This window comes from Sporosarcina cyprini (assembly GCF_022048975.1).
GTDB classification, from domain to species: domain Bacteria; phylum Bacillota; class Bacilli; order Bacillales_A; family Planococcaceae; genus Sporosarcina; species Sporosarcina cyprini.
Genome location: NZ_JAKMHX010000006.1, coordinates 53502 through 73657 on the forward strand (window position 1 = coordinate 53502; position 20156 = coordinate 73657).

The 20156-nt window shown below is 47.6% G+C and carries 20 protein-coding genes, 1 rRNA gene and 1 riboswitch; of the genes, 4 read left to right on the top strand and 17 right to left on the bottom strand.

Going from position 1 to position 20156, the window contains the following annotated elements; genetic code table 11:
- Positions 1–57: 57 nt before the first annotated feature.
- Positions 58–1146 carry a DUF3048 domain-containing protein gene (locus tag L7D49_RS00510; protein ID WP_238078817.1) on the bottom strand — a complete coding sequence of 363 codons (1089 nt, stop codon included), beginning with the start codon at positions 1144–1146 and terminating at the stop codon, positions 58–60.
- Between the two features lie 9 nt (positions 1147–1155).
- Positions 1156–2874 (bottom strand): adenine deaminase C-terminal domain-containing protein, encoded by a 1719-nt coding sequence (locus L7D49_RS00515; protein ID WP_238078836.1) that lies wholly within the window; start codon positions 2872–2874, stop codon positions 1156–1158.
- Positions 2875–3047: 173 nt separating this feature from the next.
- Here L7D49_RS00515 and L7D49_RS00520 point away from each other — a divergent pair, with 173 nt between their 5' ends.
- The 4 genes from L7D49_RS00520 (at position 3048) to L7D49_RS00535 (ending at position 7374) form a co-directional block, all read left to right on the top strand.
- The gene (locus L7D49_RS00520; protein ID WP_238078818.1) at positions 3048–3734 is read left to right on the top strand and encodes a class I SAM-dependent methyltransferase; all 687 of its coding nucleotides are present in this window, start codon (positions 3048–3050) and stop codon (positions 3732–3734) included.
- Positions 3735–3800: 66 nt separating this feature from the next.
- Positions 3801–5165 carry a spore germination protein gene (locus L7D49_RS00525; protein ID WP_238078819.1) on the top strand — a complete coding sequence of 455 codons (1365 nt, stop codon included), beginning with the start codon at positions 3801–3803 and terminating at the stop codon, positions 5163–5165.
- Complete coding sequence (locus tag L7D49_RS00530; protein WP_238078820.1) at positions 5162–6283, top strand: GerAB/ArcD/ProY family transporter; 1122 nt, start codon at positions 5162–5164, stop codon at positions 6281–6283. The genes L7D49_RS00525 and L7D49_RS00530 overlap by 4 nt, the downstream gene beginning before the upstream one ends.
- Positions 6256–7374 carry a Ger(x)C family spore germination protein gene (locus tag L7D49_RS00535; RefSeq protein ID WP_238078821.1) on the top strand — a complete coding sequence of 373 codons (1119 nt, stop codon included), beginning with the start codon at positions 6256–6258 and terminating at the stop codon, positions 7372–7374. The genes L7D49_RS00530 and L7D49_RS00535 overlap by 28 nt, the downstream gene beginning before the upstream one ends.
- A 51-nt stretch (positions 7375–7425) precedes the next feature.
- Here the strand turns inward: L7D49_RS00535 and purD are convergent, their stop codons facing one another.
- From purD to rrf, 15 genes are all read right to left on the bottom strand, one after another.
- Positions 7426–8697, bottom strand: a complete 1272-nt coding sequence (purD, locus tag L7D49_RS00540; RefSeq protein WP_238078822.1) for a phosphoribosylamine--glycine ligase — start codon at positions 8695–8697, stop codon at positions 7426–7428.
- Positions 8698–8710: 13 nt separating this feature from the next.
- Complete coding sequence (purH, locus tag L7D49_RS00545; RefSeq protein ID WP_238078823.1) at positions 8711–10246, bottom strand: bifunctional phosphoribosylaminoimidazolecarboxamide formyltransferase/IMP cyclohydrolase; 1536 nt, start codon at positions 10244–10246, stop codon at positions 8711–8713.
- A 64-nt stretch (positions 10247–10310) separates the two neighbouring features.
- The gene (gene purN, locus L7D49_RS00550; protein WP_238078824.1) at positions 10311–10901 is read right to left on the bottom strand and encodes a phosphoribosylglycinamide formyltransferase; all 591 of its coding nucleotides are present in this window, start codon (positions 10899–10901) and stop codon (positions 10311–10313) included.
- Positions 10898–11956, bottom strand: a complete 1059-nt coding sequence (gene purM, locus L7D49_RS00555) for a phosphoribosylformylglycinamidine cyclo-ligase (RefSeq protein ID WP_238078825.1) — start codon at positions 11954–11956, stop codon at positions 10898–10900. The genes purN and purM overlap by 4 nt, the downstream gene beginning before the upstream one ends.
- A 13-nt stretch (positions 11957–11969) precedes the next feature.
- Entirely contained in the window at positions 11970–13397 is a 1428-nt protein-coding gene (gene purF / locus L7D49_RS00560; RefSeq protein ID WP_238078826.1) for an amidophosphoribosyltransferase, read from the bottom strand.
- Positions 13373–15604 carry a phosphoribosylformylglycinamidine synthase subunit PurL gene (gene purL / locus L7D49_RS00565; RefSeq protein WP_238078827.1) on the bottom strand — a complete coding sequence of 744 codons (2232 nt, stop codon included), beginning with the start codon at positions 15602–15604 and terminating at the stop codon, positions 13373–13375. Before purL ends, purF begins: the two co-directional genes overlap by 25 nt.
- Positions 15588–16274 (bottom strand): phosphoribosylformylglycinamidine synthase subunit PurQ, encoded by a 687-nt coding sequence (gene purQ, locus L7D49_RS00570; RefSeq protein ID WP_238078828.1) that lies wholly within the window; start codon positions 16272–16274, stop codon positions 15588–15590. Before purQ ends, purL begins: the two co-directional genes overlap by 17 nt.
- Positions 16271–16525 (bottom strand): phosphoribosylformylglycinamidine synthase subunit PurS, encoded by a 255-nt coding sequence (gene purS / locus L7D49_RS00575; protein WP_238078829.1) that lies wholly within the window; start codon positions 16523–16525, stop codon positions 16271–16273. Before purS ends, purQ begins: the two co-directional genes overlap by 4 nt.
- Positions 16526–16574: 49 nt before the next feature.
- Positions 16575–17693 (bottom strand): 5-(carboxyamino)imidazole ribonucleotide synthase, encoded by a 1119-nt coding sequence (gene purK, locus L7D49_RS00580; RefSeq protein WP_238078830.1) that lies wholly within the window; start codon positions 17691–17693, stop codon positions 16575–16577.
- Positions 17690–18178, bottom strand: coding sequence for a 5-(carboxyamino)imidazole ribonucleotide mutase (purE, locus tag L7D49_RS00585; protein ID WP_238078831.1), 489 nt, complete (start codon positions 18176–18178; stop codon positions 17690–17692). Before purE ends, purK begins: the two co-directional genes overlap by 4 nt.
- Positions 18175–18297, bottom strand: a complete 123-nt coding sequence (locus tag L7D49_RS20130) for a hypothetical protein (protein ID WP_269135797.1) — start codon at positions 18295–18297, stop codon at positions 18175–18177. Before L7D49_RS20130 ends, purE begins: the two co-directional genes overlap by 4 nt.
- Positions 18298–18324: 27 nt before the next feature.
- Positions 18325–18425: riboswitch (purine riboswitch) on the bottom strand.
- A gap of 76 nt (positions 18426–18501) precedes the next feature.
- A complete protein-coding gene (locus L7D49_RS00590) occupies positions 18502–18693 on the bottom strand; it encodes an NETI motif-containing protein (protein ID WP_238078832.1) in 192 nt (63 codons plus the stop codon).
- Positions 18683–19216, bottom strand: coding sequence for a DUF2179 domain-containing protein (locus L7D49_RS00595; RefSeq protein ID WP_238078833.1), 534 nt, complete (start codon positions 19214–19216; stop codon positions 18683–18685). The genes L7D49_RS00590 and L7D49_RS00595 overlap by 11 nt, the downstream gene beginning before the upstream one ends.
- Positions 19217–19361: 145 nt before the next feature.
- Positions 19362–19763, bottom strand: a complete 402-nt coding sequence (locus L7D49_RS00600; protein ID WP_238078834.1) for a hypothetical protein — start codon at positions 19761–19763, stop codon at positions 19362–19364.
- Positions 19764–20060: 297 nt separating this feature from the next.
- Positions 20061–20156 (bottom strand): 5S ribosomal RNA (gene rrf, locus L7D49_RS00605); the annotation flags it as partial.

The window sequence follows — 20156 nt, forward strand, 5'->3', positions numbered from 1 at the left end:
ATTGTCTCCCCCGTTTCAATCGATTTTTTTCTGTGCCATAATCCATAAGCGATCTGCTTAGGGCGTATAGGTGACAGCTTTTGCAATTCCCGATGTAGTTGGAACGATATTAATCCATGTTTTACCCGGTACCAATTCAACAGGCACCCCATTCTCAACAGGTGTCAGGAAGCCGTCAATATTCTTCCATTCAATCTCTTTCACGATCCCCGCTTGGAATAAAATCGCTTTGCCGCCCGCTTCCAAATCGACCGCCTGTCTTCCGACACTGTCAATTGTCCGATGCGGCGCTTCGAATACGAGGACATTGGATACTTCAACTTGCTCGCCATTTTCCTTATCAATCGTAACGGTCCCTTTTACAGAACGTTTATACGTCTCCTCTTCAGGCTGGTACGTAAAGGTGCTGATAAAGTCCTGATTGGTACTGAAACGCACGACAAGTTCCGATGCGGTATCTCCTATTTTAGCACTTTCAATGGAATCATGAAACGCAAGGGACGGCATCTTCTCGATGGATTCATGCCCGCTCATTTTATCCATGGCCTCTACAATATGCTCCCCTGATATATAGGAATTGTGCGGCGCACGCCGTTCCTTTGATCGTTTGAACAGCGTTCCATCATACTGCATGCCATTCACATGATCGACATAACGGCTGCTCAGCAGTTTTTGCGCGTCAGGACTATAACCATGCGCAATATAGAAAGCGTCCATCCCTTTCGCCATGTAAATGAAATAATCACGTGCGCTGCGGATCGGCCCGACCTGCTCCGGCAATTCACTTTGGAACAAAGCAAGATACCTTGTGACATTTCCTTCTGCCAAGAATTCAAAAATCATATCCGCTTCGCTGATTCCTGATTGCGGCCTTGCAAGCGGATGGTTGTTGATCGTTGCCAATATAGGACGGCGCCATTGCTTTTCTTCCTGCAATTCACCAGTAAACGGAGATTGGTACAGCAAGGCTCCTTCCGCATCCTCTTCCGGCTCTTCAACCGGATCCTCTTCCTGAATCACTTCTTCTTCCACATCGCTTGGTTCTGGCTGCTCCGCTTCTACTTTATCTTTTTTTGAGCAAGCGGAGACAATCAACAGCATGAAAGCCGCCATGAACAACAGCCATATTCTCTTTTTCCCTTTCATCATTGCCCCCTATCTTCCGGTCGCCGGAAAGATCACTTTATTTTTCAATACATTGAATAACCCGTTTTGCGTCACCCTGACATATGGCAAATGGGTCGATTGCAAAAATAGGAATGTATACACTGCATCCCCGAAACTATAGCCCCGCTCTGCAAGTGCCTCTTTCAATTCTTTCTCTTGGCTGATCAACACGTCTACATTCTCTGCAGATAACCCTCCGCCGATAGGCAGTGGAATGGATGCGGCAACTTGTCCATCTTCGATGAGCACCATGCCGCCTCCCATCTTCTTCATCTCCATAAATGCCTGTAACATGGCTTGCTTGTCCTTCCCGATCAGGATGATATCCCCTGTGTTCGAATAAGAAGAAGCCATTCCTTGGATGCGTGTAGCAAACCCTTTTATGAGCGTATTAACACGCCATTCACCTTGTCGGTCGACTAACATCAGGAAGCTTTCATCGTTGCCTGAAGCTAAAACATCTGCAGCGACATCCAGATTTGATTCATACGGTTTGGTGATGACATCGTTTACCATTTCTATGCCGACTTGCGGAAACTCCGCAAAATCTTCTTCCGTCAAATCAAATGATGGATTGAATTCAGGAATGATCGACCAGTCCACTTTGTTGAAGCTGCACATCGGTTGGTTGTCACGAAGGAGCCAAACGCCCTTGGACAACACATCGGTCGGAACCGGATTCGTTTCCTCTTCAAGAAAATTCAACGTTGCATACCTGCCTGTCGCAATAACTCCCTGGATATCATCGATTCCGTAATAGCGGGCGACATTATAGGAAGCCATTAAATAGGCATCAACCGGGGAAACCCCCGCATCAAGCGCTGCCTGTATGCACTTGTCCATCACGCCATCCACATGGAACGATGGAGTAGACCCGTCTGTCGTCATCATTAAGTGATCGAATACATCCCATTCTGCTGCCACAATATCACGCAGCATGACAGGAAGATCCGGACGAATCGAGGAATGGCGAAGCGTCACGGCATACCCTTGCAGTAAACGCCGTTCCACTTCCTCGGCTGTCATTGCTTCATGATCGCCATCTGTACCGAGCAGCTTCATGCGGGCTAATGTCCTGTCCGAAGCGCCTGGGAAATGGCCTTCGACTTTTTTCCCTGCCTGTTTGGCGGCACCCATTGCTTCCAGCATCGCTTGGTCCCCATTGAGCAATCGAGGCCACCCAGTCAATTCCCCACCCATGAGGACATCTTTTCGTGCAATCCATTCCTTTATATCATGTATGTTGAAAATCTCTTTTTCATGACGCAGCACAGTTTGCGAATCAAAACGGGCCCACCAGTAAAACGTAAACGGCAGCTCGTTTAATTGGTCCAAAACCTTGAAAGCCTTTTCATTGCCGAGCATCATGAAAAAAGTCAAATTGTCCGCCAGGAACGTTGTAGTCCCTAGCCGGCCTGCATATTGGGCAAATGTTTCCGGATTGTAAAGCTGGAACGGATGGACGTGAGGCTCAATATAACCGGGCACGATTCGTTTTCCTGTAGCGTCGACGATTTCTGTCCCTTCGAGTTGGACAGGCATTTTCGATCCCGTGTAAATAATTCGGTCCCCTGCGATCCAAATATTGCCGGTCACCCATTTTTTAACGATTGAATGCAAATAGATTGCGTTCTGAATGACCAGTGTCGGCGCCTTTTTGCCATCAATAATTTCAATCTGTTCAAAGATTTCTTTTTGGTTCCACATCATGCTGGTCCCCTTTTTCAAAATAGTGCTGTTTTTATCGTAGCATAGCAGTCTCTTGAAACATAGAGCGTTCTTGTATTTATTCTAGAAATTTGAAGGAAATGGGAGACTCGGGGCGAAGTGTACTAGACTGGCAAACGCCGGACTTATGAAAGCAAAGGAGTAGGAGACAGATGGAATTCAACCATGAAATGGCTACCGAATATGACCGGGGCATCCGCAGAACCTTCCCCGCCTATGAGGCCATGTTTAAAATGACCCGAGCCTACTTGTATCATGCAGTCGGACCTGATGCTGAAATCCTCCTCGCTGGAGCAGGCGGAGGCAATGAACTGGAGTTCTTTGGCCCGCCGCATCCGAATTGGCGCTTCACAGCCGTCGATCCTTCCCGAGATATGCTCGAACTGGCAGCTCGCAAAGCAACAGCTCTCGGTCTCTCTGAACGCATTCGCTTTGTCGAAGGGACAGTGGATAACGTAAAGGATTTTAAACTTTTCGATGCAGCGACCTGTCTGCTTGTCCTTCATTTTATTCAGGATGAACAGGAAAAAGAAGAGTTGCTCCGATCTATACGGAAACGGTTAAAGCCCGGGGCGCCTTTCATCTTGGCTGCCATGTACCGGCAAGGACCTGTTGACGAGTTCGACAGACTGGTGAATCTTTGGAAGGTATATTGGCTGGAGACGACCGGACTATCGAAAGAAGAAGTCGATAAGATGGAGGAAAGTGTACGGTCTCTCTCCTTTCTTACAGAAGAGGCAATGAGGGATTTATTACATAAAACAGGATTCAGCACACCGACAAAGTTTTTGCAGAATACTTTCTTCGGCTGCTGGATATGCCATGCTGGCCAGGCCTGAAAGGAATGATTTGCGAATAAATGGATACCCTACCTAACAGCACCTGTTAGATGGGAGTGAAGGAAAATGGGATCGTCTTCGGAAAAACAGCAGCCGCCTGAGCTGCTGCTACAACTGGCACAACAGCTTTCCCCAACCAAGGATATTGTACAAACCACTTTGCATGTGGATGGGATGGCCGCTCATCTGCTCTATTTAAAGAGTGCTGTAGATAGTATTGTGCTGCAGAAAACAATTATTCAACCTTTTTTCCAAGTTACTTCTTTAGACGATTATGCGAGTTACCTAAATTCCGACCCCAATCAAACAGAAATGGCCGATGAGCAAACTGTTCTCGTCGATTTGACAAAAGGGAATGTCCTCGTTGCGGTCGAGCACCGTTTCTTCCTGCTCGAAGTTCGGAAAGTCGGTTTCAATGAAGTGCAACAAATCACATTGGAGCCGACCATCCACGGAGCACAATTAGGCCTTAGCGAAAGTCTGGAAACAAGTCTCAATGTTATCAGGCAACGATACCACAAGCCTTCTCTCATTTTTGACACCATGCAGTTAAAAGACCAATCTAATCGTTCGATCGCGCTTGTATACGATAAAATTACAGTGAATCCACGAGCTCTCCAATTAATAAAGAAAAGGCTGGACAATTTAGATTTCCCTCTTATTTTATCTTCCGGCGATTTGCAATTATATTTGAACGGAACTAAAAAATCATTGTTTCCCGCTTGTCTGTTGACAGAGCGCCCCGATCGGCTTGTCTATAATATTTCTGCGGGAAAAATCATTATCATTGTAGATGGCAGCCCTCATGCCGTCATCGCGCCTGTCGTTTTTTTCGACTTCATGGTCTCCATGGAGGATTTATATCACGGCTACTGGATTTCCATCCTGACCATCATTCTCCGGTATGCCGGATTATTAGCTTGTGTCATACTGCCGGCACTCTATGTAGGTATCACTTCATATACTCCAGATGTATTTCGGACGGAACTCGCCTTGACAGTGGCGGCCAGCCGGATCGGTGTTCCATATCCCTCTTTTATGGAAGTTTTTTTCATGCTGTTATTTATTGAATTCCTGACAGAAGCGAGTATCCGCCTCCCAAGCCCTATTAGTGCGACGGCAACGACAGTCGGCGGATTAATTCTCGGTACAGCTGCGGTTGAAGCGGCCTTAACATCTAACATTATGATTATCGTCGTATCACTTGTTGCCGTTTCTACCTTTGTCATACCGATCAATGAACTTGGTTTCGCAGTAAGAGGACTGCGCTTCATCCTGCTGATCTACACTACGTTCTTCGGGCTTGCTGGACTTGCCATCGGATTGCTTGGAATCGTGCTATTCTTAGCCAACAAAGAAAGTTTCGGCGAGTCCTATTTAAAATTCGGCTGGAGGAAGAGGAAAAAAGAATTCAGGACGGGTGAAGGATGAATCGATTTCTCTATTATCTTATCCTGTTGAATATGGTTGTGAATATCGTCGTGGAAGTGCCTAAAATTTTGATCGATCACAGCCATCGGGGTGCCATTACATCCATGCTTCTTGCCCTCGTCATTGGTGTGTCGTTCAACTGGATCGTTATTAAGCTGTTTAAAGAACATCCCGGGCGCAGCTTACCGGAGCTTCTCCATGACTATGTGCCGAGCTGGATTAGCAAACCAATCCTCCTCTACTTCGCGTTCACTTGGTTTTTTGCCGGGTTTCTATCCATTGCCGCCTTCACCTTTCTACTAAAACGGTTTTTAACACCTGAAATGTCTACGTATATCATCATTTCGACTTTTGTTTTTCTTATTTCGTATGGCATCTTGATGAAGACCCAGAGCCTGTTGAATTCAGTTGAATTAATACTCGTCTTAAATTTACCAATTGTCATCTTCCTGATCTCAAAAGTTTATAGTGATCGCTCTATGGAGTGGGACTATGTGAAGGTTGCCCTGACGTATTCAAATAACCCGCCCGACTATTCGGCTGTGACGGCAGCGATATATCCGCTGCTCGGCATTGTGAATATTATTATTTTCAACCGTCACATATTAGAAAAAGTAGATATGAGAATGAAGCAATTTTTCATTATTCTTTTGGCTGGAGCCGCAACATTATTCACGTCCTATTTTATACCTCTCGGTTATATCGGTTTCGGCGTATCTGAAAATGTTCAATATCCCTGGATTCTGACAAGTGATTCCATTCGGTTGAAGTATGGTTTGATTGAACGGTTTATCTTCATTTTCCTTCTCATTTTCCTATCGCTGAGCTTTTTGAATACGACAATCCATTGGCATGTCGCACAGAAGTTGTTGGATTCTTTTCATCGGACGAAAAAATTGATCATCAATGAGAAGGACTACAACCCATATGTTTGGATAGTTGTTTTCTGGGTGATCACCTTCATTGGGATCGGCCGCATGACAGAGTATCAGCTGTTCCTGTACGGAAAGTATTTCTTTAATCAGCAGCCTCTCTTTGCAGTGGTGTTGATTGGTTCTCTCATGCTAATCAAACGAGGTGCTAAGAAAAAATGGAAGCAGCCAGCCGAATCAAACTAGTAGTCTTATCCATACTTCTGCTATGCAGTTCAATTTTATCCGCCTGCGCCTTCAAGGACATTGACCGGCGGCTATTTGTATCGGTAATTGGCATCGACCCAGCTGAGAAAATCGAAAACGGATTCAAAGTGACGTTGAAAATCGCTATTCCATTCGGTGCCATTAAACAATCCTCTCGGCCGACTTTCGCCTATTTGTCCGAAGAAGGAGAGACAGTCGGAGAAGCGATTCGGATGCTGGAAACTCATGTAGATAAAGTTTTGGAATTAGGGCATATGAAAACCATCGTCATCAACGAGGAATTGCTGAAGGATGATCTGGAGGAATTTATGAACTTCTTCGTCCGCCGTGGAGATGTCCAAATGATCGCCTATGTCACGGCAGCCAGGCCCTCTGCGGAAACGATATTAAAGGTGGAACCAAACACCGAGGCTCCCGCCTCCATCTCATTCTTCAACTTTTTTGGAGAAACAGGAACCGAAAGCCCCTTCATTGTGACGACGTATCTATTCGAATTCAGGCGTGACTATTTTGCGAAAGGGATTGATCCTGTCCTTCCGATCATGGAGACGAATAAGGATCATACTGAGCTGATTGTAAACAAATCCCTTGTGATCGGGAAGAAGGGAAAAACGCTGGAGCTTGATTCAATCATGACGAAATACTACAACTCACTCGTTCACAAGGCGTCCGGTTTCTCGTATAAGATTCAGCAGGATGGGTTGCATTTATTATTAAATCTCGATGTTGTGAAAATGCATTATAAAATTCTTTCAGAAGGAGAACGACCCTCCAAGATTGTCATGCACATTATGAAAAGCGGGGTAGTCGGAGAATCCAACAAGCCTTTATCACCTAAAAAGCTGTCGGAATATGACAAGCTTGCAGAGGATGCCATGACAAAGAAGGTACGCCATTTGTTGCTTTACTTGCAAGAAGAGAACTTGGATCCCTTTGGCTTTGGGTTGCGTTACCGGGCATCGAAGCTACATTCAGCAGATCCATACAAAGCTTGGGAGGAAGCCTATCCCGAAATTGACTTTGATATCATTATGAAAGTGGAATTAAAGAGTACAGGTGTTACAGAATAACAAACAGGAGAGGAAATCAATCCTACTGATTTCCCCTCCTGTTTTAGTTGTTTATTTATTATCAGGCAGGATCGTACGCCAGCCGATGTCTGTCCGATAGAAAAAGCCATTCCATTCGTGCTCTGCTAATGTCTTGTATACTTCTTCCTGAGCTTCCTTCAGTGTATCCGCTTTGGCGGCAATCAACAGCACCCGGCCGCCACTGCCGACAAAGTGATTCCCAGCAAGCTTAGTGCCCGCGTGAAAGACGACTGCCCCATCCTTTTCTATTTTCACAAGATCCGGCAAATGGGCTCCTTGCTGAACATCTCCCGGATAACCATCCGAGGCGACGACCACGCCAAGCATCGATTGCTCGTTCCATTTCAACTCATACTCTTCCTCTGCCATCAGCGCAGTCATAAATTCACCGAAATCCGAATCCATACGAGGAAGGACGATTTGCGTTTCCGGATCTCCGAAACGTGCGTTAAATTCAATTACCTTAGGCCCTTCCTTGGTCAAAATTAACCCAGCATAGAGGATGCCAGTAAAAGGCTTCCTTTCCTGTGCCATCGCTTCGACCGTCGGAATGACTACTTGATCATAGGCCGTTTCAATTACGTCGGGGCTTATCTGAGGAACAGGGGAATACGCACCCATCCCGCCAGTATTCGGCCCTTTATCGCCGTCAAACGCACGCTTATGATCTTGCGCAATCGGCATGGGATAGATCTTGCCGGCATGGACAAACGACATGAAGGAAAACTCTTCCCCTTCCAAAAATTCCTCAATGACAATCCGTGAAGAGGAGTCACCGAATTTTTGATTGCCAATCATATCGTCCACCGCCTCGAACGCTTCCTCTAGCGTCATCGCTACGACGACACCTTTTCCTGCCGCTAACCCATCCGCTTTAATAACAATCGGAGCTCCTTGCTCGTGGATGAAAGCTTTTGCCTCATCCGCATCAGTGAATGTACCGTAGGAAGCGGTCGGAATGCCATATTGTTTCATCAGTTCCTTGGCAAAGGACTTGCTGCCTTCCAACTGGGCTGCTGCTTGTGTCGGCCCGAAAATGGACAGTCCTCTTTCCAAGAAGTAATCCACAATACCTTCTGCGAGAGGCTGCTCAGGCCCCACGAAGGTCAGATCGATCTGGTTGTCCCGTGCAAAGTCCGCAAGACGATCAAACTCAAGAACACCAATTGGAACACATGTCACTTCCTGCTTCATGCCATCATTGCCTGGGGCGACAAACACCGCAGAGACAGAAGGAGAACTGGCAAACTGCCGGGCAATGGCGTGTTCACGCCCCCCGCTCCCGATCACAAGTACTTTCATTCTCGTATCCTCCTTAATGTTTGAAATGACGAATGCCTGTGAACACCATGGCGATTCCGTATTCATTCGCTTTACGGATGGAGTCTTCATCTTTTACCGATCCGCCCGGCTGAATAATTGCGGTGATTCCGGCCTTGGCAGCTGCTTCGACTGTATCGTCCATTGGGAAAAACGCATCCGAGGCGAGTGCAGCACCCTTTGCAAGCTCGCCTGCTTGGGACAACGCGATCTGCGCAGCACCGACTCGATTCATCTGGCCTGCTCCGACGCCAAGAGTTCTGTCGGGATCAGCAATGACAATCGCATTGGATTTCACATGTTTCACAACCGCCCAGCCCATTCGCATAGCTGTCCATTCCGCTTCCGTCGGTTCCCGATCTGTCGCAACCCGGATATCTGCATCGTCAAAGCCGAGTGCATCCGGTTCCTGCATGAGCAAGCCGCCTTCGACAGAGACTGTATTCCAAACGTCTTTTTTTGCTTGGTCAAATGGAATCGTCAATAGGCGTACATTCTTCTTTTTCGTCAGCGTAGTGATCGCCTCATTCGTAAACGAAGGAGCGATGATAATTTCGAGAAAAATTCCAGCTAGCTGCGTCGCTGTCTCTTCATCCACTTCACGATTCAGCGCCACAATGCCCCCAAAGATGGAAACGGGATCTGCTTCGTAAGCTTTCGTGAACGCTGTGGCGATTGAATCGCCAGTGCCGACTCCACATGGATTCATATGCTTTACAGCAACTGCCGCCGGACGATTGAATTCCTTCACAATCTGAATGGCTGCGTTGGCATCTTGGATATTGTTATAGGAAAGCTCTTTACCATGCAATTGAGTGGCGTTGGCAATTGAAAAATCGGAACCGAGCGGACGGCTGTAAAAAGCTGCTTTCTGATGTGGGTTTTCCCCGTATCGGAGCGGCTGTTTTAATTCGTATGTATATGTCACCTGTTCCGGGAATTCTTCTCCAGCAAGTTCCGTTAAGTAACCTGAAATTAGCGCGTCGTACGCTGCGGTATGACGGAATACTTTTGCAGCAAGACGTCTTCTTGTTTCTTGTGTCGTTTCTCCCTTTGCCTGCAATTCTGAGAGAACTGCTTCATAATCTGCCGCATCCACTATAACCGTCACAAAAGCATGGTTTTTTGCGGAAGCCCGCAGCATTGCCGGACCACCGATATCGATGTTTTCAATCGCTTCTTCAACTGTCACTCCAGGTTTTAAAATCGTCTCTTTGAAAGGATAGAGATTCACACAGACAATATCGATCGGCTGAATGCCATGCTCCTCCATTTGAGCTACATGGCCCGAATCGTCCCGTTTCGCAAGGAGGCCTCCATGGATCATCGGGTTCAGCGTCTTTACGCGTCCTTCCATGATTTCCGGAAACCCGGTCACTTCATCGACGGCTGTCACGGCTACACCGTTCTCTTTCAAATGCTTCATCGTACCGCCAGTCGATAAGATTTCATATCCCAATGCTTCTAAGGATTGAGCAAACTCCAGAATCCCACTTTTATCCGAAACGCTTAGCAATGCGCGTTTTTTCACGAACTTCCCCTCCGTTTATAAAATAAAACCGGTGTGACACCGGTTTTTCTTTTCGTTAATCCAATCAATTCACTGCTTGCTGCCCTTCCCGCAGGAGAAGTTGTTGCAACACAGTTTTATATAATTCGTGTTCCACTGCATGAATCGCGAGGGCTGTCTGTTCTTTATCCCCTTCCACGACATCGACGGCCTGCTGGGCAAGGATCGGCCCGGTATCCATTCCTTCATCCACCAAATGAACAGTGACGCCTGTCACCTTAACGCCATGCTCTACTGCTTGGCCAATGGCGTCCTTTCCAGGGAAAGAAGGAAGAAGGGATGGATGGATATTAAGAATGCGAGATGGATAGGCAGTTAGCAATACTGGCCCAATGAGACGCATGTATCCTGCCAGGACGATCCAATCCACTCGTTCCTCCCGCAATGTATGGAGAATGGTTTCTTCGTACTGCTGCTTGGATGGAAATGCCTTTGGTTCAAATGCGACTACTCGCACACCCGCTTGTTTCGCCCGTTCCACGACAAATGCCGCCGGCCGGTCTGTAATGACAACAGCGATTTCCGCTGGCAATTCCCCTTCTCTGCATGCGATTTCCAGGGCGGCAAAGTTGCTGCCGCTGCCCGAAGCGAAGATGGCGATTCGTTGCTTACTCATTGATCTAAGCTCCCATCGTGCTCTCCGATGAACTGGACTCCATGGCCTTCCACGACCTGGCCGATGACATAAGCCTCTTCCCCGTGCTCTGCTGCAATCTGGATGGCCCTCTTCGCCTGTTCAGCCGGCAACGCGACAACAAAACCGATGCCCATGTTGAAGACACTGTACAAATCGCGGTCTTCCAATTTGCCTTTTTCCTTCAGCATTTTAAACACTGGCAATACCGGCCAGGAGCCGAGATTAATTTCCACACCGAAACCACTCTTGAACATCCGTGGCAAATTCTCATAGAAGCCGCCGCCAGTAATATGGCCCATCGCATGGATTTCCAGTTCTTCATGCATCTGCATGACCGGCTTTGCATAAATTTTCGTCGGTTCCAAAAGGGCTGTTCCGACTTTGCCGAGTTCTTCATACCCTGCAATATATTGATCCAGCTCATACCCTTGCTCATCCAGCACAATCTTACGCACGAGCGAATAGCCATTCGAATGAATTCCGCTGGAAGCGATCCCAACGAGGACATCACCAATTGCCACTTTATCGCCTGTTACAATATTGCTTTTCTCGCAAGCTCCTACTGCAAAGCCTGCTAAATCGTATTCATCGACATCATACACCCCCGGCATCTCAGCCGTTTCACCGCCAATTAATGCAGCTCCCGCCTGAACACAGCCATCGGCGATCCCTTTGACAATCGCTTCCACCTTTTCGGGCACTGCTTTGCCTAGCGCAATGTAATCGAGGAAATAAAGCGGCTCCGCTCCTTGTGCAACAATATCGTTGACACACATGGCGACACAATCGATGCCGATCGTGTCATGCCGAACCGCCAAAAACGCAAGCTTCAATTTTGTTCCTACGCCGTCGGTACCCGACACGAGGACAGGTTCCTTGAATTGTAAGGCAGACAAATCGAACATCCCGCCAAAACCACCGAACGTTCCAGCTACTCCCGCACGCGCTGTACGTGCGACATGTGATTTCATCCGTTCCACTGACTCATAACCTGCCTCGATATTGACGCCGGCAGACTCATACGCTTTTGACATAGGTAAAGCCTCCTTATCGTACGATCTCTTTTTCATGCGGTAATACGGTATCCGCATAGATTTCAGTCGGGTACTCCCCAGTGAAGCAGGCCAAGCATTGTCCGCAATTTTTCATTTCATCGGAACGGCCAATTGCATTCAGCATACCTTCTTTCGAGAGGAAGGTAAGCGAATCTGCACCGATCAGCTCCCGTATTTCCTCAACCGAACGGCCTGTTGCGATTAATTCCGAATCCGTGCTAATATCTACTCCGTAAAAACAGGGACTGACGAGCGGAGGAGCTGCGATAACGACATGGACCTCCGATGCACCCGCTTCCTTCAGCATGTTGACGATCCGCTTCGATGTCGTCCCTCTGACGATCGAATCATCGACCATGACGACACGCTTTCCAGCAACGACTTGATGGACAGGCGAGAGCTTCATTTTCACGCCGCGTTCACGCATTGATTGCGTCGGCTGAATGAATGTCCGGCCAACATAGCGATTTTTGATTAACCCTAACTCATACGGAATCCCGCTTACTTCCGAGAAACCGATCGCGGCAGAAATGCTTGAATCAGGAACACCCGTCACTACATCTGCCTCAATGCTCACTTCCCTAGCCAGCTGCTTGCCACACCGCTTCCGGGCCATATGAATATTGATGCCATCGATATCTGAATCGGGACGCGAGAAATAAACATACTCCATGGAACAGATCGCGCGCTCCTCAGGTTCTGCATACTGATCTGAGTAACAGCCGCTATCATTGATAATGAGCAGCTCACCCGGCATGACCGAGCGGACATGTTCCGCGCCAATCAAATCAAACGCGCACGTTTCCGAAGCGACCACCCAGGCATTCCCGAGCTTACCAAGGGATAACGGGCGCAAACCATTCGGGTCCTGAGCCACCATCAGCCCTTCTTCCGTCAGGACAACGAATGCAAATGCACCTTTTAACATAGACAGCGCCTTTTTCACCCGATCACGCTGCGTCAGCGACCCGCTGCTGCTCCGCTTGATCAGATGAGCGAGCACTTCCGTATCTGACGTCGTTTGAAAAATACTCCCCAGCTTTTCCAGGTTCTCTTTCAAATCTTTCGCATTAACCAAATTGCCGTTATGGGCAATGGCCATGCTGCCAGTAGTGGAACGGAAGACGAGCGGCTGGACGTTCTCCGCCCCTCGCCCTTCCTCCGTCGTATACCGTACCTGGCCAATGGCAGTACGCCCCGTCAAAGCTTTTAATTTATCATCCGAAAATACTTCATTTACAAGCCCTTCGCCTTTCACAACATGGAGCCCCTTGCCATCTTTCGTTACGATGCCGGCCCCTTCCTGTCCCCGGTGTTGAAGGGCATGAAGGCCATAGTACGTAATCTGTGCGGCATCTTCATGACCCCAGATCCCAAAGATGCCGCATTCTTCGTTTAGGCCTCGCAGTTCAGCAAGCATGGGATAGCCCCTTTCCAAGCGGAACGGAATTCTTCCACTGTCCCTTCGAGCAACGAAGTGCCCACTTCGTCTTGGATCACAATCTTTCCATTATCTGTGACAGCACCTATAGTTACAGCATCCGCTACCACTTTTTCGAACGCTTCCGCATGCTCAGCTTTAACCGTTACGAGGAAACGGGATTGTGTTTCACTGAATAATGCGCTCACAGCAGAACCAGAAACTTTCACATTTGCGCCAAGATCTTTCGCATCAAATGCCTTCTCACAAAGAGCAACGGCAAGACCGCCTTCCGACAGATCCGTAGCAGACTGTATGAGTCCTCCTTGAATAGCGGAAAGCAATTCCTTCTGGCGTCGCGCTTCCACTGCCAAATCAATGGCTGGTGCTTTTCCTGAAATTTTCCCGTCGACCATTTGTTGAAGCTCACTGCCTCCGAATTCGGATGCTGTTTCGCCGATCATGTAAATAAGATCTCCCGCTTGCTTAAAGACAGTCGTCGTCACGTCGCCAAGATTGTGTACGATACCGACCATTCCAATCGTCGGCGTCGGATAAACAGGAACTCCATTCACTTCATTCGACATCGAGACATTACCGCCGATTATCGGTGCATTTAACGTGCGGCACGCTTCTGATATGCCATCCGCAGACTTTTCAATCTGCCAGAACACTTCCGGCTTATCCGGGCTTCCGAAATTCAAGCAATCTGTTGCAGCGATCGGTTCCGCACCCGAGCAAACTAAATTACGCGCCGCTTCCGCCACCGCAATCTTGCCGCCTGTCTCGGGATCCAAATAAATGTAACGTGAATTACAATCCGCAGTCATCGCAAGGCCCTTGTTCGTTCCACGAACCCGGATGACACCAGCCGATGAACCAGGTGCAACGACCGTATTAGTCCGTGCTTGCGTGTCAAATTGGTTATAAACCCACTCTTTTGAAGCAATTGTCGGACGTTGCAGCAAAGCGATAAGCGTTTCCTTCAAACTCTCAACTGAAGGCTCCGCGTCTTCCATTGCTTGGAACTCCTTAAAATAGGCCGGCTCTTCGGACTTTTTATAATACACGGGTGCATCTTCCGCAAGTGCGTCGGCGGACACCTCAGCGACCACTTCTCCTTTATGGAAAAGTCGAAGCATCTTGTCGTCTGTCACCTTACCGATGGCGACTGCTTCCAGGCCATACTTCGTAAACAGATCAATGATTTCTTGCTCACGTCCTTGTTTCACGACAACGAGCATGCGCTCTTGGGATTCAGAAAGCATCATCTCATACGGCGTCATGCCTTCTTCTCGCTGCGGCACTAAATCTAGGTTCATTTCCACCCCATAGCCCGCTTTGGAAGCCATTTCAGCTGAAGAAGAAGTCAGTCCAGCAGCCCCCATGTCCTGAATACCGATTAACGCATCCGATTTTACAAGTTCCAAGCAAGCTTCCATAAGAAGCTTCTCAAGATACGGGTCCCCCGCCTGCATAACCGGAAGTTCCGCCTTTGCCTCCACTTTCACTTCCGCGGAAGACATAGTCGCCCCGTTAATACCATCTCTACCCGTTTTAGCACCTACATACATCACTGTATTGCCGACTCCAGACGCCACACCTTTTTGGATATCTTCATGATTCAATAAACCGACTGCCATCGCATTGACAAGAGGACGCTTGGAATAGCTATTATCAAATTGAACTTCCCCTGCAATCGTCGGGATGCCGATAATATTCCCGTAACTAGCAATCCCGGCAACCGCTTCTTCGAATAAATAACGGTCCCGCTCGTCCGTCAAATCGCCAAACCGCATGGAATTCACAAGCGCGACTGGACGGGCTCCCATCGAGAAGACGTCACGAATAATGCCGCCCGCCCCCGTTGCTGCTCCGATGAACGGTTCAATCGCAGATGGGGAGTTATGAGATTCCAGTTTAAAGACGACCGCCTGGTTGTCTCCAATGTCGACTATGCCAGCCCCTTCACCCGGTCCTTGCAATACTCGCTCACCCTCTGTCGGGAACTTCCGCAGGATGGGTTTGGAACTTTTATAGGAACAATGCTCCGACCACATAGCCGAAAACAAGCCCGTTTCGGTATAGTTCGGGAGCCGTCCGATCATGGAGCAAGCCCGTTCGTATTCTTCTTCGGTCATTCCCAATTGAAGATACAATTTTTCCTCTTTGATTTGCTGCGCTGTCGGTTCATGCTTCGCTGACATGTTGTTCACTCCCGTTTTTCAAGATTGACTGAAATAAAGGCAGACCGTCCATTCCGCCAATGATCTCTTCTACCGCCCGTTCAGGCAGTGGCATCATTCCCAGGACATTGCCCCGTTCATTCAAGACACCTGCGATCGCTTCCGTGCTGCCGTCTTCATTGCCATCTACATACGTGAAGACGATTCGTTTATTGTCTTTTAACTGAGTAACGGTTTCCGCATCAACATAATAATTGCCGTACGCATGCGCGAATGGAAGTGCGATCTCCTGCCCGTTTTCATAACCGGAAGTGAAAATGGTTTCCGCATTTTGAACCGCGAGTTTCGCTTGGCCTGATCTAAATTTCAAGCTTGTATTCATCAGGAAGGCACCCGGCAGCAGGCCAGCTTCGACTAATATCTGAAAGCCGTTGCCAACTCCTAGAATTGGTTTTCCAATTGCCGCAAATTCCTGCAGCTGACTCATGACAGGTGAGCTTTTCGCTAAGGCGCCCGGACGCAAATAATCTCCATATGCAGCACCAGTTGGAATCAAAACCGCATCAAACAGAGACAGATTCGCTTCCGTATGCCATACGCACTGTACATCCGCTTTAACAATATCGTTTATCGCATGAAACATATCGAGATCACAGCTCGAGCCTGGGAACGTCAGTACAGCAAATTTCATTGTGCTGCAACCTCCTCAATTTCAAAGCGATAGTCCTCAATTACTTGATTGATCAACAACTTCTCACACATTTCTGTGACACGACTTTCAATAGTTGCCGCCGAACCATCCAGTTCCAATTCGATCAATTTACCAATACGGACATTATGAACCTCATTGAAACCTAACGTTTGAAGTGCGTCTTTTGCGGCAATTCCTTGTGGATCTACTACACTCTCGCGAAGCGTTACGTATACGTTTACCTTTGTCATGTCTGTTTCCTCCTAATAGGAATAAATTGTAATTGAAATGGTGATAGACTTACGACCAAATGCCGGTTTGTTCAATTTCCTCAAGTGTCGTTTCAATATTGTCAGTCAAAATAGTGATATGCCCCATTTTCCGTTTCTCTTTCGCCTCGGCTTTGCCATATAGATGAACAGACCAATCCGGGTATTGGGTAATCACTTTCTTTAGCAATGTAACATGTTCGCCTAAAACGTTTACCATGATGGTCGGCCGCAACAATTTCGGTTCGCGCAGCGGCCATCCGCAGATCGCTCGGATATGTTGATGGAACTGCGAAATATTGCAACCTTCAATGGAGTAATGACCTGAGTTATGCGGACGTGGCGCCAACTCATTAATGAGAATTTCTCCGTCCTCCAAAACAAACATTTCCACTGCCAACGTGCCGACCAGCTGCAAATGATCTGCAACAAGACGAGCCGCTTCTTCTGCTTTTATCCGTATGGTTTCCGATACTCTGGCCGGAACGATTGATTCATGCAAAATATGATTCTTGTGAATGTTTTCTGCGATTGGCAAACAATACGTTTCACTGTTTGCACTCCGTTGCACAATCACCGATATCTCTTTCACAAACGGAACGAATGCTTCCGCAATGCATGCTGAATGAGTAAATAATGATTCGGCAGCAGGCAACGCATCAGCAGAGTCCACTTTCATCTGCCCCTTTCCGTCATAACCGCCAACAGCGGTTTTAACAATGCACGGAAATCCAATCTTGTCGATATGATCTACTAATTCTTGATAGGTAGAAGCTACAATATAAGGAGCAACTGGAGCACCCGATGCCGTAATTTCCGCTTTTTCATGAATGCGATTTTGCGTAATCCGCACAAGCTCTGCACCTTGCGGGATATATGTATCTTGAGAAAGACGCTTCAGTCCTTCATAATCAATATTTTCAAACTCGTACGTGACAACATCGCTTACTTCCCCTAATTCTTCAAGTGCCATTTCGTCATTATAGGGAGCCACAATCCGGATATCTGCCACTTGGCCGCACGGTGAATCCATAACGGGATCCAACACAGCAATCTTAAAGCCGGCTTCTTTGGCAGCAAGGGCCATCATTCGCCCCAGCTGTCCTCCTCCGATAATACCGATGGTCTGACCTGGTAAAATGGTTTTCATTCTAGATCACCACTGCTTTCTAATGATGCGTCACGGATGGCATTGCGCCGTGCCTCCAGCCGTCCTCTTAATTCCTTGTCGTAAACTGCTAGAAATTGTGCGGCAAGCAATCCGGCATTTGTCGCCCCCGCTTTACCAATCGAGACAGTAGCTACTGGAACCCCGCCAGGCATCTGGACGATCGATAGCAATGAATCCATTCCATTCAGCGCCTTCGACTGAACAGGAACACCGATAACAGGCAGCAATGTCTTGGCAGCTACCATTCCAGGCAAATGTGCAGCTCCCCCGGCACCAGCGATGATGACTTCAATCCCCCGGCCATCTGCCTCTTCCGCGTATTGAAACATAGCATCAGGCGTGCGATGGGCCGAAACCACTCTCTTTTCATATGGAACGTGAAGCTCTTCCAACACATCACAAGCATGCTTCATCGTGTCCCAATCACTTTTGCTTCCCATAATGACGCCGACTTTCGGTTTCACAATGCATCTGCCTCCTTCAAGAATAAAATAAAAAGCCCTCGAACGATCCACTCTCCAAATAGCATGGAAAGCAGAACATTCGAGGACGTCATCGCAAAGAAAATGATGAAAAATCCCATTGGCAAACAAACACCTTCGCCAAATTTACGGATGTCGCTTCCCCGCATAGTCCGGACATTTACGGTGTCCTGGTAGAGACACTGGAGCCAATTCTCCAGCATATATGTGGGTGTTATTACACTATTATCATAACAAGACGATTCTGAAACGTCAACGCAAACCGAACGATATATCGCATGAATTACCTTTTTGTTCGGTTTTTGTTATGATTCATTAAGAATTCCTTTAAATTTTATTACTTGGCGTACTGGAATATACGCTCCATCCTTTTCCATGAAGACAGGCTCCTCTTTCCGGCCCGCCACAGTATACCCTGCAGCAGCTAACCGGTTTAAACATTCTTCAATCGTTTCGCCCTCTTCAACTTCAAACCAAACCGTCTTCTTACGAGTCATCCGACAATTTCCCTTTCCGTATGGACTTCACCCAAAAGCCGCCATGAATCGTCTTCGGCTCATACGCAATAATAAAAGCTTTTGGATCAATTTGCTTAATTGTATCATATAGTTTCAACTCATACTTGCGCGGCGTTAAAATCTGCATTGCCGACCGGTTGCCTTCCAAACCATTGGCCGCCCAATCCGTTACACCATACCCTTTCTCTCTTAAGATCGCAGGCATCCGGTGGTCAATATCAGCAGTTATTACATTGACCGTAATATAACCAAGCGCCAGCTTCTCTTCAATTTTCATGCCCGTCACAATACCAATCCCAAAGCCTAACGCATACGCAACGATATTCTGCACCTTGTCCAAATTATCGAGCACCAATCCTAGACCGACAATATAGATAACCACTTCAATCATACTCACAGCTGCCGCTACATACCGATAACCCTTCAACGTCAAAATCATCCGGATCGTAAAAAACGAAACATACACCACATTAATCACTAAGATGATAAAGAATATTTTCATGCCGATACCTCCTCCCAAAATCCTCCTTATCCGTCTCTACCCTTGTATAGGAGAGATACACGTCCGGTTTAAGGGAAAAGTAAAAATCACGGGAGCGTCAGTAATTTGAGGTGAGTGCCAGTAAACCGGGGGGAACGCCAATAACTCAGGCCGAACGCCAATAACTCTGGATGAACGCCAATAACCTGGCCTGAACGCCAATAATCCGGCGTGAACGCCAATAACTCTGGTCGAACGCCAATAACCCGGCCTGAACGCCAATAACTCCGGATGAACGCCAATAACCCGGCCTGAACGCCAATAACCCGGCGTGAACGCCAATAACTCTGGATGAACGCCAATAACCCGGCGTGAACGCCAATAACTCAGGCCGAACGCCAATAACTCCGGATGAACGCCAATAACCTCGCCTGAACGCCAATAACTCCGGATGAACGCCAATAACCTCGCCTGAATGCCAATAACTCCGGATGAACGCCAATAGACCAGGCATGCGCCAAATTATCAGATTAAGCGCCAAATAAAACCAGGCATGCGCCAAATCCATGTCTAATAAGAATGCAAAATAGCCGGCCTTTATGAGCCTCAGATTTTTTCTTAATGATCAACATAAAATGTGCACCATTCCTTCCAAAAAGCTCGCTGGATACCACTTTTGAATTGATATCTAGTTCCAGAAATAAAAAAAACATCCTTCACAGAGGATGGTCGTTATCAAGGCGTCTGACTACTTCACTCAGGGAAGCAGCAGTCTGCTAAGGTTATTACAAGGACCATAGAGATACCTGACGTTATCCAACTTATAAAAGCACAAAAAAACCATCCCCCACAGGGGATGGCCTTTGCCTGGCGACGTCCTACTCTCACAGGGGGAAGCCCCCTACTACCATCGGCGCTGAAGAACTTAACTTCCGTGTTCGGGATGGGAACGGGTGTGACC